Below are 15542 nucleotides of genomic sequence, written 5' to 3' on the forward strand. Positions count from 1 at the left end.
CTTGGGCGTACCCACCACGGGCCGGGGTAATCGTCCGGCGACGGGTTCCGCCCGCAACGGACGAATCAGCGTGGCGGGCCCATCGAGCCGGGCGCAGCTCAGGCGACCGGTTCCTCCCGCAACGTACGAAGGAGCGCCGCCAGCCCGTCCGGAGCGCGGCCGTCGAGACGGGCGCTCGTGCGGACCACCGCCGCGGGCTCGACCCGGCAGTGGAACCCGGCTTCGCCGAGGCGGCGCCACAGGTCGTGGTCCTCGCCCGTGCGGCAGACGCCGAAGCCGCCGACCGTGTCGAACGCGTCCGCGCGGACTCCGAGGTTGGCGCCGTAGACGTTCACCCCGCCCGCGACCACCCCGTGGTAGCGGCGGGCCGCGTCCGGTGACCCAGGGAACGGCGCCGCCAGCTCGGCCGGGCCGGTGACCGCGTGCGCGCCCCGCTCGACGCGGCGCAGGTGCTCGCGCGCCCAGCCGACGCCGACCCGCGTGTCGGCGTCCGTGTTGAGCAGCAGCACCTGCGACGCCGCGTGCCCGGCCAGGTCGGTCCGCACCGCGTGGGCGCCGAGGTCGCGGACCTCGCCGATGGTGCGCTCCCGGCCGGTGACCACGACCCGGCCCGTCGCCCACCCTCCGAACACGGCGCGGGCGCGGGCGGCGGTGTCGTCCGCGCACCGGTCGGCGACCACGCACACCGCGCGTTCGACCCGCGCGGGCAGCCGCCACAACGCCTGCCGGAGCGCGCGCAGGCACGGCTCGATCAGGTCCCGCTCGTCCCGCGCCGGGACGACGACGCCGACCGCCGTGATCACCGGCGCCTCAGCACGTGCAGCAGGAACGCCTCGTCCGTGTGGGCCACCACCTGGTCGAACGCCGGGTGCGCGAGCAGCCGTCCGTGCGCTTCGGCGGCGTCGCGGGGCGCCTCCGGGGCCCACGGCCGCCAGTGGACGGCGACCAGCTCCCCGCCCGGCCGCAGCGCCGCCGCCGACGCCTCGATGGTCGCGGTGAGGTCGGCGTCGTCCAGGTAGTACAGGAGTTCGCTGTACACCAGCAGATCCACCGGTCCACTCGGGAGTCCGGAAGGGACAGATCCACTGTGGACGTCCACATGCGACAAGCCGGCCACCGAAGAAGCAGCCCGCGTGACGGCTTCGGGAACCGGGTCGAACGCGACCAGCCGGTCACAACGCGCCGCCAGGTCGCGGGTCAGCAGCCCGAGGCCGCACGCCGGTTCGACGATCGTGCCGTAGTGCTCCTGCGGCAGGGAAGCGAGCAGCACCGCGCGTTTGCGCCGCTCGTACCAGCCGTCGGCGACGTGCCACGGGTCGTCGTCCGCGGCGTACAGCTCGGCGAACCGGCTCACCGGCGCCGACCGCGCGGGCGGCTCGCGGAAGAACGTCTCGGCCGGCCGGTCGAAGTGCGCGAGGACCTCCGGCGGCAGGATCGGGTCCTCACCCCGCGGCCCGGGCTTGAGCTGGGAGGTGAACGCCGCGACGGCGGCCGTCTTCGCGGCGCGTTCGGCGCCGGTCAGCCGGTAGGACCGGGCCCGCGGCCAGGGGATCCCGGTGTCCGCGGGGGAGTGCCAGTGCCACAGCCAGATCGGGTAGGACCAGCGGTGGGCGGTCACCGGCGCGGCGGCGAGTGCGGCCCGGCCGGCCGCGCGGTGGTCCGGGTGCGGGTCTTCCGGCCACGGCAGCAGCACGAGGTCGCGGCCCTCGGCGTGCTCGCGCAGCGCCTCGGTCATCGCCTCCTCGTGGTCGGCGAGCCCGGAGTCGGGCAGGCCGAGCCAGACCGGTTCGACGTCGGAAAGTCCTTGCTCCCGCAGGGAGTCCCGCAGTTCCCGGCGCCGGGTGCGGCCCAGCTCCCGGCGCTCCTCGGGCCCGGCGTCGGGGAACGCGGCCTCGCCGTCGGTGGCGACGACGAGCGTCACGGCGGTGCCCGCGTGGTGCAGGTGCTGCAGCAGGCCGCTCGCGCCGAGCGTCTCGTCGTCCGGGTGGGCGGCGACGACCAGCGCGCGGGTGAATCTGTCGTCCGTCCACTCGGGAAACTCCCGGGTCCAGGCGGTCTCGGGGGTCACACGTCCTCCACGGCGTCCAGCACCTGCCGGCCCAGCGCGGCGAGGTCGCGCTCGGCGTGGTGCTGGCGGACGTAGACGCTCAGGTCGGCCAGCCGCTGCGCGAACCGGCGGTCGCGGCCCAGCGGGCTCGCGCCGGTCAGCCGGGGCGCGTGGTCGAGGATCTCGCGGACGGCGTGCTCGACGCCCGCGCGGCACGTGCTGGCGACGTGCCACGGGTCGGCGGCCTGCTCGATGGTGCCGGCCGCCTGCAGCAGCAGCGTCTCGGCCGAGCGCAGCGCGGCGTGCATCGCGCCGAGGTGGGCCAGCTGGTGGTCGTCGGCGCGGCCGGACTCGCGCAGGTATGCCACGACGCCGTCGAAGACGCCGGCCGCGCCGCCGAGCCAGACGGCGGCGACCCCGCCGCCGCCCAGCGCGAAGCCGGGCCGCCCGATGTACCAGTCCGGCGGGCCGATGTGCGCGTCGGCGGACACCAGGATGCCGTCGAAGACGACGTCGCCGCTGTCGGAGGCGTCCATCCCGACCGCCTGCCAGGTGTCCGGGTGCCGCTGCACGCCGGGGTCGGTGAGGTCGACGTCGACCAGCCGGTCGCCCGCCGCGACGAGCGCCCGGTCCAGGAGGGACAGTCCGGAGCAGAACCGCACGGTGCCGCCGAGCCTGCCGTCCTCGAGGGTCGCGCCGGTGCCGCCGGACTTCGCCGCCCAGACGCCGTAGAGCGCGCCGGGCACCGGGATCAGGCCGGCTTCGCCGAGGATCGCGACGGCGTCGGTGTGCCCCTCGGCCAGCCGCGCGAGGGTCAGGTCGATCCGGCCGAGCGCGGCCAGCGCGGCCCAGCGGCCGACGAGCCCGCCGGTGCCGGGCTGCGGCAGGTCGAGCGCGCCCGCCGCGTACAGCGTGCGGAGGTCGGACCCGATCGAAGCGGTGGAGCGGGGCAGCGGCAGCGGTTTCGGCGGAGCGTTTTCCAGCAGACCGTGCGCCGGTCTGGCCTCCCACGTGATCATGCGGCACGGGTACCCGGATTCCGGGCGATCATGCGTGGACCGGCGCCGGGCCGGGTAGTCGCGGCGGGTGGACCAGATGACATCGGCGGCCGGCGACGACGTCCTCGGCCAGGGCGTCCGGACGCCGCTGGGCTGGCTGACGCGCGCCTTCCGCGTCCCGGGCCGGGAACGCCACGTCCTCGTGCAGGCGGCGAAGGCGACCCTCGCGGCCACCGGGGCGTGGCTGCTGGCGACGGCGGTGCTGCACCTGCCGCAGCCCTTCCTGGCGCCCTACGCCGCGGTGTTCCTCGTAGAGACGACGGTCTACCGGTCGGTGCGCGGCTGGGCGCAGCAGGTCGGCGCGGTCGCCGCCGGCGTCGTCCTGGCCGGGATCGCCGGGCAGCTGATCCCGTGGCCCGCGGTGGCGCTGGGGCTGGTGGTGTTCCTGGGGCTGCTGGCCGGGTCGTGGCGCCGCTTCGGCGACTCCGGGGTCTGGGTCGGCGTCACGGGCATGCTGCTGATCGCCTACGGGACGCCGACGGTGCTGCTGGGCGACCGGCTGATCGAGACGGCGCTGGGCGCGGCGATCGGCGCCGCGGTCAACGCGCTGGTGTACCCGCCGCTGTTCGGGCAGCGCATCGCGGCGGCCGCCGGCCGGCTGGCCACGGCGATGGCGGCGTTCCTCGACAGCACGGCCGCGCTGATCCGCGCCGAGGAGCCGCCCGGCGACGTCGAGGACTGGCTCGGCGAGGCCCGCGAGCTGCGCAGCCTGGTCACCGCGGCCACGGACGCCGTCCGGCAGACCCGCGAGGAGCGCGTCCTCAACCTGCGGCGGCGGCACCCCCGCTCCGGCCACGACCACGACCGCCGGACCGAGACGCTGATCGCGCTCTGGCCCCCGGTGGAGCAGCTGATCGGCGCGGTCCGGACGGCTTCGGAGCACGAGGAGACGTTCGTCCTCCCGTGGCCCGACGCCCGCGACGCGCTGGCCGAGCTCATCGAAAGCGTCGCCGACGTCGTCCGCGCCGTCGGCACCACCGGGCACCCGGTGGACCTGGACCGCGGCCGCGAGCTGCTGGCCCAGCTGGAGCGGCGGCTGGCGGCGCCGGAGGACGGCGTGACGCCGGCGCTGGGCCTGGGTGCGATGACGCTCCCGGTCCGGCACCTGCTGGAGCGGCTGGGCCGGCGTTGAGTCAGGCGCCGATCGCCTGGTTGAGGACGTCGGCGACCAGGTCGGGCTCGGCGATCGTCGCCGTCAGCGAGGGGTGCCGCAGCAGCCCGGACGGCTCGATGCCGGGCACCGGGTCCCGGAACCGGACGCAGAGGCCGCGGGCCGCGTTCGTGCCGAACGTCAGGCCGCGGTCGGCCAGCGACAGCCGGACACCGAGCGCGCGCCAGGGCTTGAACGGCCCGCTGACCTCGGCGCCGGCGAGATTGGCCAGCGGCGTCGAGACGGACCAAGGGCCGAGGTGGACGTGCAGCCCGGTCGCGTCGAGGTCGAGGCCGCTGTGGCCCTCGAGCCACGGCTGCAGCCAGGACGGGCCGGCGAACTTCGCGTGGAGGCGGTGCCGGACGACGGCGTCCTCGTCTGGGCTCATGCTCCAGGGCTACCCGCGGGAGCCGGGGACAAACGAGCGTCAGCCGACCGGGAGGTGGCCGCCGAGGGACTCGATCCGGCGGATCGCCGGTTCGGCGAGGATGCCGTGCACCACCACCGACAGCGCGACGGCGAGCGCGCCGATCCGCCACAGGACGTCCGGCCGCGGCACCGGGAACCGGTCGAGGGCGTAGGCGAGGTAGAAGAGCGTGCCGATCCCGCGCACGCCGAAGAACGCGATGGCGGGGGAGGCGTGCCGCCCGGCCGACGAGCCGAGCAGCGACAGCCAGCCGAGCACCGGCCGGACCACCAGGACCGCGACCACCGTCAGCACGACCTCGACGACCGTGATGCCCTGCAGCAGCCCGTCGCCGATGGCCAGGCCGAGCCCGAGCAGCGCGATCGCGACGAAGAGCCGTTCCAGCTGGCGGCCGAACGAGTGCAGCACACCGTGGTACTCGTGGGACCGCTCCTGCGTCCGCACCGCGACGGCGGCCACGAAGACCGCGACGAACCCGTTGCCGTGCACCAGTTCCGCGACCGCGTACGGCAGGAACGCCAAGGCGAGCAGCACGAGCCCGTCGGCGTACTCGGCCAGCCGCAGCCGCGACGACGGCGCCCGGAACATCGCCCAGCCCAGCACCCACCCGGCGGCCAGCCCGACGAGCACGCCGACCGCGACCGGCAGCACGAGGTCGACCAGGATCCACCGCAGGTCGACGCCCGCCCGCTGCCCGGCGAGCGCGAGGGCCAGCAGCACGAACGGCATCGTGAGCCCGTCGTTGAGGCCGGCTTCGGTGGTCAGGGTGAACCGGATCTCGTTGTCCCGCGCCAGTCCCGGCTCGACGTCCGGCGACGGCACCCCGACGTCCCCGGCCAGCACCGGGTCGGTCGGCGCGAGCACCGAGCCGAGCAGCAGCGCGGCGCTGGCGGGCAGCGCCAGCCACCACCAGCCGAGCACCGCGACCACGACGATCATGGCGGGCATCGTGATCCCGAGCAGCCGCCACGTCGACGCCCAGGCGCGGAACCCGAACGGGCGGTCCACGGACAGCCCGGCGCCGGCCAGGGACACCAGGATGCCCAGCTGGGCGAACGATTCGACGCTCTCCAGGTGCGCGGTGGGGTCGGTCCAGCCGCCGCCATAGGGCGCGGGCAGGGGGAGGAGCCCGAGGCCGACGCCGGCGATGAGCATCACGAGCGGGGTCGAGAACGGCCGTTCGGCGACCAGCTTCGGCAGCACCGCGGCGGCGAGCGCGAGCAATCCGGCGACGCCGAACAGGACGGTCAACATGGACAAGGGAGCTCTTTCGTTCGGCGTGGTCACCGGAATACCCGGGGGCGCACCGGGCAAACCCCGGCGCGAGTGCCGCACGTCACCGTGCGGCGCGGGAACACCGCGTTCTCCCTGGCGTTGTAACGAGTGTCGGTACGGGTGGGTCCCCGGGCCTCACCCCCAGCCTTCACGGAAGTCCGGTCCGCCGGAGCCGTGTCGCGCCACTCGCCGCGAGGCGACCCCCGTACCGGCCTCGGACTCCCGCTTCCGCTCGCAGGCAACTCCCCCTCAGCCTTCGCCGAGCGGAAGCGGGACTTTTCTTTTACGCCAATTCCTTCTTGCGTCACCGGGGGAAACGCCGGCACGTCGGTAGGCTTCCGGCATGCCGACTGGAAGCTTGTCCGGCGACGTCCCCGCGGTCGGCTTGCGCGAGCGCAAGAAGACCATCGCGAAGCAGGCCCTCCGCCGGGCCGCGTTCGACCTCTTCACCACCCAGGGCTTCGAGGCCACCACGGTCGAGGACATCGCGCGGCGCGCCGACGTCTCCCGAGCCAGCTTCTTCCGGTACTTCACGGCCAAGGAGGACGTCCTCGCCGCGGACGACGCCGAGCGGCGTGAAGCGTTCTTCGCCTTGCTGGACAAGGAAAACAAGCCGTTGCTCGCCGGCCTGCACGCCGCGGTGTCGGCCTACCTGGCGGGGATGGACGCCGAAGCGCTCGCGCAGGCGGCCGCCTACACCCGGATCATGGTCAGCTCCCGCGTGGTACTCGGGCAGGCCTACGAAAACCGCATCAGGTGGCTGAGCGAGCTCGAGGCGCACGTCCGCGGGCGGCTGGCCGGCGCGGCCGACCTGGACGTCGTCGCGCCGCTGGTCGCCGACCTCACGCTCGGCGTGCTCGAGACGGCGTTCCGGCTCGCGGCCGTGTCGCCGGGCACGCCGTTCGAGACGGTCGTGGACCGCGGCTTCCGGATGCTCGGCGCCGTCGACTCGTAAGCCGTTTGATCGCTATGCTCGATCAAACGGTCAAACGAGCAGTCAGGGTGGCGTGATGCGGGAGACGGGTGCGGACCGGCGGCAGCGGGTCCTGGCCGTGGTCGAGGCGCGCGGCGAGGTGCGGGTCACCGACCTCGCCGCCGAGCTGGAGGTCTCGGTCATCACGGCCCGCCGGGACGTCGAAGACCTCGCCCGCGAAGGCCGCCTTCGCCGCGGTCACGGCGTCGCGCGGTCGCTGGTGCCGGTGCGGCGGGCGCCGGTGCCGGGGGAGCGGGGCACCGGCGTCGTCGCGCTGGTCGTGCCCGAGCGGCACGCCTACCTCAACGAGGTCGTCCACGGCGCCCGCGAAGCGCTGGAGGAGGCCGGCACGCGGATCGTGCTGCACCCGGCGCCGCAGGTCGCGGGCGCGGAGCGGCCGATCGTCGAACGCGCGCTCGCCGGCGACGACGTCCGGGGCCTGCTGATCGCGCCGCGCTGGCGCACCGTCGCGGCCGAAGCCGCGGACGACGGCTGGCTGGCCGGCGTCGAGGTGCCCGTGGTGCTGCTGGAACGCCGTGCCCGCCGGGGAAGTGCGCTGCACGCGCGGGATTCGGTGTGCACGGATCACTGGTTCGGCATGCACCTCGCGGTGGCGCACCTCGTGGCGCTCGGGCACCGGCGGCTGGTGCTGGCCGCGCGTGACGACAGCCCGACGGCGCGGGCGTTGCGCGCCGCCTTCGCCGAGATCTGCGCCGCGCGGCCGCAGGTCGAGGACGCGGCCGCGGTGCTCAGCGCGCCGGACGCGGGCGCCGACCCGGCCGCCGTCGCCACCGGGCCGTCGCTGGCCGACGTCGTGCGCGAGCGCGGGACGTCCGGCGTGGTCATGCACGGCGACGTCGACGCGCTGATGCTGGTCCGGCAGCTGGCCGAGGCCGGCATCGCCGTGCCGCGGGACTGCTCGGTCGTGGCCTACGACGACGTCGTCGCGGCGCTGGGGAGCCCGCCGCTGACCGCGGTCGCGCCGGCCAAGGCCGAGGTGGGCCGGCTCGCGGCCGGGCTGCTGCTCGAGCGGCTCGAAGCGGGCGCCGGGCCGGCGCGTCAGGTGGCGGTGCTGCCCGAGCTGAAGGTGCGAGCCTCAACGCGATCGTTTGACCGAGTTGAGCGGAATTATTGACCGAAAAACGTTCAGGTGATCAGACTGTGGGCGTCCCCGTAACGCACCACAGGAGGCGACGATGCCTGCAAGCCGCCGAGCCGTGCTGGCCGCGAGCCTGGCCCTGCCCCTGGCGGCCGCGTGCTCGGCGCCCGGCGGTTCCGGCGGCCCCACGCGGATCACGTTCTGGTCGGCGCTGCGCGGCAGCCAGCAGGTCGTCGACGCGTTCAACCGCACGCAGAACCGCATCCGCGTCGACTTCCAGCAGATCCCGTCCGGTGACCAGGGCGGCTACGCGAAGCTGAGCAACGCGGCCCGCGCCGGCAACGCCCCCGACGTCGCCACGATCGAGTACCCGCAGGTGCCCGGCTTCGCGATCGACGGTGTCGCCCGCGACATCACGGACCTGGTGAGCGACCGCCTCCGCGCGAAGCTGCTGCCGCAGGCGTTGCGGCTGACGACGTTCGCCGGCCGGGTGTTCACCGTGCCCTTGGACGTCGAGCCGATGGTGCTGCACTACCGCGCGGACCTGTTCGGCGGGCCGATTCCCCGCACGTGGGACGAGTTCGCCGCGGCGGCCCGCCGGATCCGCGACGGCCGCCGCCGGATCGCGCTGTTCCCGACCGACGGCGCCCTGCAGTTCGCCGCGTTCGCGTGGCAGGCCGGAGCACGCTGGTTCGACACGTCGGCGGGCGCGTGGAACGTCTCGCTCGCCGACGCCGCGACCCAGCGCGTCTCGGCGTTCTGGCAGGGCTTGATCGAGGACGGCTTGGTCTTCACGAACGCGTCACTGAGCCGGCAGAGCGACGCGCAGATCGGGCAGGGCCTGGTCGTGGCCCGGCTCAGCGGCGCGTGGGACGCGGGCGCGCAGATGAAGGCGCGCCCCGGCCAGAAGGGCAAGTGGGCGATCGCACCGCTGCCGCAGTGGGACCCGGCCCACCCGGCGGTCGGCACCCACGGCGGCTCGACGTTCGCCGTCACCAAGGACAGCGCGAACCCGGAGGCGGCGATGGAGTTCATCGAGTGGCAGGTCTCCCACCCGGACGCGCTGCGAGCCAGGCTGTCGAGCGGCACAAGCAGCCAGTACCCGGCGGCACCGGCCCTGGTCGAGGTGGGCGGCAAAGCGTTCGACCGCAGCTACTACGGAGGCCAGGACATCTACCGCCTCTTCGACACCCAGGCCCACCTGATCCGCGACGGCTGGCTCTGGGGCCCCCGAATGAGCGCAACCCAACGAGTCCTGCAAGACGGCTTCGCCCGAGCGGGCGCCGGCCAAGGCACGGTGCTGGACGCGGTCCGCGACGCCCAAAAGGCAACGATGCCGGACCTGGTCGCGCTGGGCTTGGCCACAACCGAGCACGAAAGCTGAGGGATTCCCGATGACCGCAGACTCCCACCCCTCAGCCGGATGCCACGACCGCCGGGGAGGCCACCGATGACCACACGCACGGCACCCACTCTCCGCCCGGACCGCGTGGCGCCCGCCTTCCGGCCGGGCGCCACGCCCCACCGGAGATCGTCGATGCCCGCCACACCAACGCGCCCCACACTCTCGCGGCCCACCGCGCCGCCCCGCCTCGCACTCTCGCGGCCGAGCACGGCGGCCGACAGCTGCCCGCCCACCCCTGTCCTCCCGAAGTCCGTGAATGCCACGTTCACGGACACTATGTCCCTCAATGTGGCATTCACGGACTTCAATCGCGGCGAACAGCGGCACGTGAGCTGTCTCGCGGAGCTGCGACCCGGCGGCAGCCGAGCCCAGCTGCAGGTGAGCTGTCTCGCGGAGCTGCGGTCCGCCGGCGACCGAGCCCAGCCGGCCGGTGGTCGCCGATGACCGCCACCCTGGCTGGCCCGGCCAACCCGCCCGCGGCCATGACCGTCGGCGACCGGGCCCAGCTGACCGGAGGTCGTCGATGACCGCCACCCTCACCCGCCCGGCCAAGCCGCCCGCGAAAGCCGCAACCCCGCGCCGACGGGACAAAGAGCGGTCCGCGGCCGCCATTCTCATGGCGCCCTTCTTCGTGCTCCTCCTCGTCGTCTTCCTCATCCCCGTCGGGACCGCCGTCTGGCTGAGCTTCTTCGGCGCCGACGAACCCGGGCTCGGCTTCGGGCCCGAGCACACCGTCTTCGTCGGCTTGCGCAGCTACCTCGCCGTGCTCACCGATCCCACCTTCCTCAGTGGACTCGGCGTGATCGCCCTCTACTGCCTGATCTACCTGCCGCTGCTGGTCGTCGCGTCGCTCGGGCTCGCGCTGCTGCTCGACTCCGCCGCCGCGCGGCTCACGTCGCTCGCGCGGCTCGGGCTCTTCCTGCCGCACGCCGTGCCCGGGATCATCGCCGCGATCATCTGGCTCTACCTCTACACCCCCGGCCTCAGCCCGGTCGTCGACGTCCTCGGCAAGGCCGGGCTCACCGTCGACTTCCTCGGGTTCCACGCCGTCCTCCCGGCGATCGTGAACATCGCCCTGTGGAGCAACCTCGGCTACAACGTCGTCGTCTTCTACGCCGCCCTCCAAGCCGTGCCGCGCGAAGTGCTCGAAGCCGCCGTGGTCGATGGCGCCGGGCCGGTTCGCACCGCCCTGCGGATCAAGACGCCGCTGATCCGCTCGAGCGTCGTGATGGTCGTGCTGTTCACGCTCATCTGGTCCCTGCAGCTGTTCACCGAGCCGATGCTGCTCTCGCAGTCCACGCCGGTGATCACCGCCCGCTTCTCGCCCAGCATGTACATCTACGACGCCGCGTTCACCCGCAACAACTACGGCCTCGCCGCGGCCGCGTCTGTGATCCTCCTCGCCTGCACGATCGCGCTGTCCTACGGCGTGACGCGCTGGACCAACCGCACCCGGGAGGTGAAGCCGTGAAGCTGCTCAGCCGCACGGCCGTCAACACCGTCGTCGGGATCTCCGTGCTCTACACGCTGCTGCCGGTGCTGTGGCTCGTCCTCGCCGCCGCCAAGAACGGCGACGCGCTTTTCGGCAGCGATCTGCTTTCCCTGAAAGGTTTTTCGCCGCTGGACAACCTCAAAGACCTCTTCGCGATGGACAAAGGGATCTACGGCCGCTGGTACGCCAACAGCCTGTTCTACGCCGTCGTCGGCGGCGCGCTCAGCTCGCTGATCAGCATCGCCTGCGGGTACGCCTTCGACAAATACCGCTTCAAGCACAAGGAAAAGCTCTTCGGTCTGGTGCTCGCCGCGGTGATGGTGCCGCAGACCGTGCTCGCGCTGCCGCTGTACCTGATCGCCTCGGGCACCGGGCTCGTCGACACGCCGTGGGCGGTGTTTGTGCCCGTGCTGTTCAACCCGTTCGGCGTCTACCTCGGCCGCGTGTTCAGCCAGGGGTACGTCCCGGACGAGGTCCTGGAAGCCGCCCGCATCGACGGCGCCGGCGAGCTGAAGACGTACTTCCGCGTCGCGCTGCGGATGCTCGGACCCGGCGTGGTCACGGTGTTCCTGTTCCAGCTCACCGCGATCTGGAACAACTTCTTCCTGCCCATGGTGATGCTGTCGAACCAGAAGCTCTACCCGGTCAGCCTCGGCCTCTACACCTGGAACAGCTCGGCCACCGTGTCGCCCGAGTACTACCCGGTCGTCATCATGGGTTCGCTGCTCGCGGTCCTCCCGCTGCTGCTGGCTTTCGTGCTGCTGCAACGCTTCTGGCGCTCCGGCCTCACCGCGGGAGCCGTCAAGTGATCCGCGCCGCCCTCGCGATGAGCCGGGACGCGGCCCACGCCGTCCTCGACGACAAAACCCTGACCGAGCTGCGCGGCCTCGTGGACCTGACCGAAGGTGTGCTCGACGACTTCGCGGGCGACCCGCTGCGGGACGTCGAACTGCTGGTCACCGGCTGGGGCTGCCCGCCGCTGGACGCCGCCGCGCTCGCCGCCGCCCCGAAGCTGCGCGCGATCGTGCACACCGCCGGGTCGGTCCGCGCGCACGTCACCGAGGCGTGCTGGGACCGCGGCATCGAGGTGACGTCGGCCGCCGCGGCCAACGCCGTGCCGGTCGCCGAGTACACCCTCGCCATGATCCTGCTGTCGGGCAAACGCGTGCTCGAACGCGCCCGCGAATACCGGGAAAACCGGACCCGCGACGACTGGCTCCGGGACGTCGGCAACTACCGGCGGACGGTCGGCATCCTGTCCGCGTCGATGATCGGACGCCGGGTGATCGAGCTGCTGCGCCCCCACGACCTGCGGATACTGGTGCATGATCCCTATGCCGGCGACGTGGAAGGAGCCGAACGAGTGGGCCTGGCCGAGCTGTTCGCGCGCAGTGACGTCGTCAGCGTCCACACGCCCCTGCTGCCCGAAACGCGCGGCCTGGTCAGCCGGTCGCTGATCGCCTCGATGCGCCCGGACGCCGTGCTGATCAACACCGCCCGCGGCGCCGTCCTCGACCAGGACGCCCTCGCCGAGGCCACCGGCGCCGGGCGGCTCCGCGCGATCCTCGACGTCACCGACCCCGAAGTCCTGCCGCCCGCGCACCCGCTCTGGGACGACCCCCACGTGCTGATCACCCCGCACCTGGCGGGCTCGCAGGGCAACGAAATGGGCCGGCTGGCCGCGCTGGCCGTCGCCGAGGTCGCGCGCTGGGCCGCCGGCAACGGCTTCGCCCACCCCCTGCGCCGCGACCGGATGGGGTTGATCGCGTGAAGCTGCCGGACGACGACCGCGAACTGAGCCCGCACACCGGGTACACGCGCGACCACTGGGTCGCCGCCGCGGACGGCCTCCTCGCCGCCGCGTGGCGCTGGGCGAGCCCCGGGAAAGCCCGGCTCGACCTGCCCGGACCCGCGTCGGCCAGCGGCGTCCGCTCGGACGGTCTCGAAGGCTTCGCCCGCACCTTCCTCGCCGCCGGCTTCCGCGTGGCCGGGGGTGGTGACCCGCACAACTGGCTGGAGCGCTACGCCGAAGGTCTCGATGCGGGCACCCGCACCCCCGGCCGCGACGACGCCGAGTCGTGGCCGGTGATCCTCGGCCACGACGTCGCCGGGCAGCCGATGGTCGAGTCCGCGTCCGTCGCCCTCGGCCTCCGCCTGACGCGCCCGTGGCTCTGGGACCACCTCGGCGAAGACGTCCAGGACCGCGTCGAAGCATGGTTGCGCGGTGCTTTGAGGCACGTCCCGGCGCCGAACAACTGGTACCTGTTCCCGTTCACCGTCGCCGGGTTCCTCGACGACGTCGGCCGCGGTGACGCCGAGACCGCGCGGGCCCGCGACCGCGCGCTGGAGCTCCTGGAGGGCTGGTACCGCGGCGACGGCTGGTACGCCGACGGCGACGGCCGCGCCTTCGACCACTACAACGGCTGGGCCCTGCACCTCTACCCGGTCCTCGACGCCCACCTCGCGGGAGAACCGCCCCGCCACGGCGGCCGGCTGTACGAGCACCTGGAGGGCTTCAAGCTGTGGTTCGGCGCCAACGGCGCCCCGCTCCACTTCGGACGCTCCCTGACCTACCGCTTCGCCGCCGTCTCAGCGATCGGCCTCGGCGCGGTCACCGGCGACACCCCGCTGCGCCCAGGCGTGTCACGACGGCTGCTCAGCGGCGCGCTCAAGTACTTCCTCGACCACGACGCCGTCGACGGCAACGGCCTCCTGAGCCTCGGCTGGCACGGCCCGCACGCGCCGACCACGCAGTTCTACTCCGGCCCGGGCTCGCCGTACTGGGCGTCGAAGGCGTTCGTCTGCCTGCTTGCGCCCGAAGATCATCCACTGTGGACGTCCACTGAGGAATCGGACGACGCGGACACGGTACGCGCGGAGCCCGCACCGGGCTTCCTGCTGCAGAAGGCGGACGGCGTCGTCCGGCTGCACAACCACGGCAGCGACCACCTGAGGCCCCACGAAGCCGAGTCGGCCGACGGCGACGACCCGCACTACGGCCGCTTCGCCTACTCCACCCACACCGGCCCCACGGCCAAGGACAACCCGTCGGACAACCACTTCGCCGTCGTCGTCGGGGGAGTGCGCAGCGTCCGCCGCCGCATCCACCCCCTCGGCGCGGGCCACGGCGACGGCTGGGGGTGGGCCGCGTCCTGGCACCGCCCGATCTTCACGACGGCGGCCGTACCGGGATTGCGGGTCGAGAGCGTCACCGTGGTGCGCGGGCACGACGAGGTGCGGGTGCACCGGGTGGTCGGCGGCCCGCCGGGAGCGACCGCCGAGCAGACCGGCTGGGCCACCGCTCCCGGCGAGTCCGTCCTCCGCCCCCTGAGCGGCTGGACCGGGCAGGACGAGGTCCGCGCGCCGCACGGCACCGCGTACGTCCCCTCCGTGACCTTGACCCGGCTCACCGGTCCCGCCGAAGGCACGACAGTCTTCGCCGCCCATGCGGTACTCGGCGCCGGAGAAGCCGAGGTCACCGCCGACAGCACAGAGATCCGCTGGCCGGACGGCTTCACGATCCGGATCGGCTTCGACCCCTTGGACGTGACCGCCGGATGACGCGCTCAGGCGGACTCGCGGACCACCAGCTCGGTCGGCAGGATCAGCGACGTCGGCTTCTCGCCGTCGATGAGCCGCACCAGCATCCGCGTCATCTCCCGGCCCAGCGCCTCGATCGGCTGGCGGACCGTGGTCAGCGCGGGGTGCGTGTGCTGCGCGGTGACGATGTCGTTGAACCCGACCACCGCGACGTCGTCGGGCACCGAAAGCCCCCGTTCGCGCAGGACCTTCAGCGCCCCGGCGGCCATCGCGTCGGACGCGACGAACACGGCGTCGAGATCCGCGTGCTCGTCGAGCAGCCGCGCCATTCCCTCGACGCCGCTCGCCTCGCTGAAGTCGCCGTGCGCGACGCGGTGGTCGGGCAGCCCGGCCAGTGCGAGGGCCTCCCGGAACCCCAGGTACCGGTTGACGCCGGCGTGCTGGTCGGTCTGCCCGGTGATCGTCGCGATCCGCTGCCGCCCGAGCGAGACCAGGTACTCCACGGCCTGCCGGGCGCCGCCGCGGTTGTCGGCGTCGACGTAGTGCGGGGGAGTGCGGTCGAGCGAACGTCCACCGTGGACCACCGGCACCTGGCCCTCGTCGGCGATCTTCGACAGCGGGTCGTTCTCCCGCAGGGCCAGCAGCATGACACCGTCCGCGGCCCGCGACTGCAGGATCCGCGTCAGCCGCGAGCGGCCGCGTTCGGACGCCGCGAGCACCAGCATCAGCTGCAGGTCGGTCTCCTCGATGACGGCGTTGACCCCGGCGATCACCTCGGCGAAGAACTGGTTGGCGAACAACGCCGGGTCGTCGCTGGAGATGGCCAGCACCACCGCGCCACGCCGCGCCGTGGCCAGCGACCGGGCCGCGGTGTTCGGCACGTACCCGAGCTCTTCGATCGCGCGTTGCACGGCTTCTCGCGATTTCGTGCTGACGTGCGGGGCGTTGTTGATCACCCGGGACACGGTGCCGGTGGACACCCCGGCCAGGCGCGCCACTTCCTCGAGCGTCGACGGCCGGTTGCTCATCGTGCTCGCCTCCCCCTGGTCGATCGGACGGTCAGCTTAACAAGGGTG

14 protein-coding genes are annotated in these 15542 nt (G+C 73.4%); 8 read left to right on the forward strand and 6 right to left on the reverse strand.

The features are described 5' to 3' along the window. Positions 1-98: 98 nt before the first annotated feature. From OG439_RS04935 to OG439_RS04945, 3 genes are read right to left on the reverse strand one after another with little or no spacing between them, the layout of a single operon-like run. On the reverse strand, positions 99-803 hold the full coding sequence (locus OG439_RS04935; protein WP_326948140.1) for a glycosyltransferase: 705 nt from the start codon (positions 801-803) through the stop codon (positions 99-101). After that, complete coding sequence (locus OG439_RS04940; RefSeq protein WP_326948141.1) at positions 800-2068, reverse strand: bifunctional PIG-L family deacetylase/class I SAM-dependent methyltransferase; 1269 nt, start codon at positions 2066-2068, stop codon at positions 800-802. Before OG439_RS04940 ends, OG439_RS04935 begins: the two co-directional genes overlap by 4 nt. Then, entirely contained in the window at positions 2065-3066 is a 1002-nt protein-coding gene (locus OG439_RS04945) for an acyl-CoA dehydrogenase family protein (protein WP_326948143.1), read from the reverse strand. The genes OG439_RS04940 and OG439_RS04945 overlap by 4 nt, the downstream gene beginning before the upstream one ends. A 76-nt stretch (positions 3067-3142) precedes the next feature. Here OG439_RS04945 and OG439_RS04950 point away from each other — a divergent pair, with 76 nt between their 5' ends. Next, the gene (locus tag OG439_RS04950; protein WP_326948144.1) at positions 3143-4237 is read left to right on the forward strand and encodes an FUSC family protein; all 1095 of its coding nucleotides are present in this window, start codon (positions 3143-3145) and stop codon (positions 4235-4237) included. Between the two features lies 1 nt (position 4238). Here the strand turns inward: OG439_RS04950 and OG439_RS04955 are convergent, their stop codons facing one another. Next, positions 4239-4643, reverse strand: a complete 405-nt coding sequence (locus OG439_RS04955) for a hypothetical protein (RefSeq protein ID WP_326948145.1) — start codon at positions 4641-4643, stop codon at positions 4239-4241. 39 nt (positions 4644-4682) lie between these two features. Then, positions 4683-5936 (reverse strand): cation:proton antiporter domain-containing protein, encoded by a 1254-nt coding sequence (locus tag OG439_RS04960; RefSeq protein WP_326951491.1) that lies wholly within the window; start codon positions 5934-5936, stop codon positions 4683-4685. Between the two features lie 364 nt (positions 5937-6300). Here OG439_RS04960 and OG439_RS04965 point away from each other — a divergent pair, with 364 nt between their 5' ends. The 7 genes from OG439_RS04965 (at position 6301) to OG439_RS04995 (ending at position 14487) form a co-directional block, all read left to right on the forward strand. Next, the gene (locus OG439_RS04965) at positions 6301-6912 is read left to right on the forward strand and encodes a TetR/AcrR family transcriptional regulator (RefSeq protein WP_326948146.1); all 612 of its coding nucleotides are present in this window, start codon (positions 6301-6303) and stop codon (positions 6910-6912) included. A 55-nt stretch (positions 6913-6967) separates the two neighbouring features. Next, positions 6968-8065 carry a substrate-binding domain-containing protein gene (locus OG439_RS04970; RefSeq protein ID WP_326948147.1) on the forward strand — a complete coding sequence of 366 codons (1098 nt, stop codon included), beginning with the start codon at positions 6968-6970 and terminating at the stop codon, positions 8063-8065. 61 nt (positions 8066-8126) lie between these two features. Beyond that, positions 8127-9413, forward strand: a complete 1287-nt coding sequence (locus OG439_RS04975; RefSeq protein WP_326948148.1) for an ABC transporter substrate-binding protein — start codon at positions 8127-8129, stop codon at positions 9411-9413. 544 nt (positions 9414-9957) lie between these two features. Continuing rightward, entirely contained in the window at positions 9958-10905 is a 948-nt protein-coding gene (locus OG439_RS04980) for a carbohydrate ABC transporter permease (protein ID WP_326948149.1), read from the forward strand. Beyond that, entirely contained in the window at positions 10902-11735 is an 834-nt protein-coding gene (locus OG439_RS04985; protein ID WP_326948150.1) for a carbohydrate ABC transporter permease, read from the forward strand. Before OG439_RS04980 ends, OG439_RS04985 begins: the two co-directional genes overlap by 4 nt. Next, positions 11732-12697, forward strand: a complete 966-nt coding sequence (locus OG439_RS04990; RefSeq protein WP_326948151.1) for a hydroxyacid dehydrogenase — start codon at positions 11732-11734, stop codon at positions 12695-12697. Before OG439_RS04985 ends, OG439_RS04990 begins: the two co-directional genes overlap by 4 nt. Then, positions 12694-14487, forward strand: a complete 1794-nt coding sequence (locus OG439_RS04995) for a DUF2264 domain-containing protein (RefSeq protein ID WP_326948152.1) — start codon at positions 12694-12696, stop codon at positions 14485-14487. The genes OG439_RS04990 and OG439_RS04995 overlap by 4 nt, the downstream gene beginning before the upstream one ends. Positions 14488-14492: 5 nt before the next feature. On the opposite strand, the gene OG439_RS05000 is transcribed toward OG439_RS04995, so the two are convergent. Beyond that, positions 14493-15494, reverse strand: coding sequence for a LacI family DNA-binding transcriptional regulator (locus OG439_RS05000; RefSeq protein ID WP_326948153.1), 1002 nt, complete (start codon positions 15492-15494; stop codon positions 14493-14495). Between the last annotated feature and the right edge of the window lie 48 nt (positions 15495-15542).

The sequence above is a fragment of the Amycolatopsis sp. NBC_01307 genome, from assembly GCF_035975215.1.
Classification (GTDB): Bacteria; Actinomycetota; Actinomycetes; order Mycobacteriales; family Pseudonocardiaceae; genus Amycolatopsis.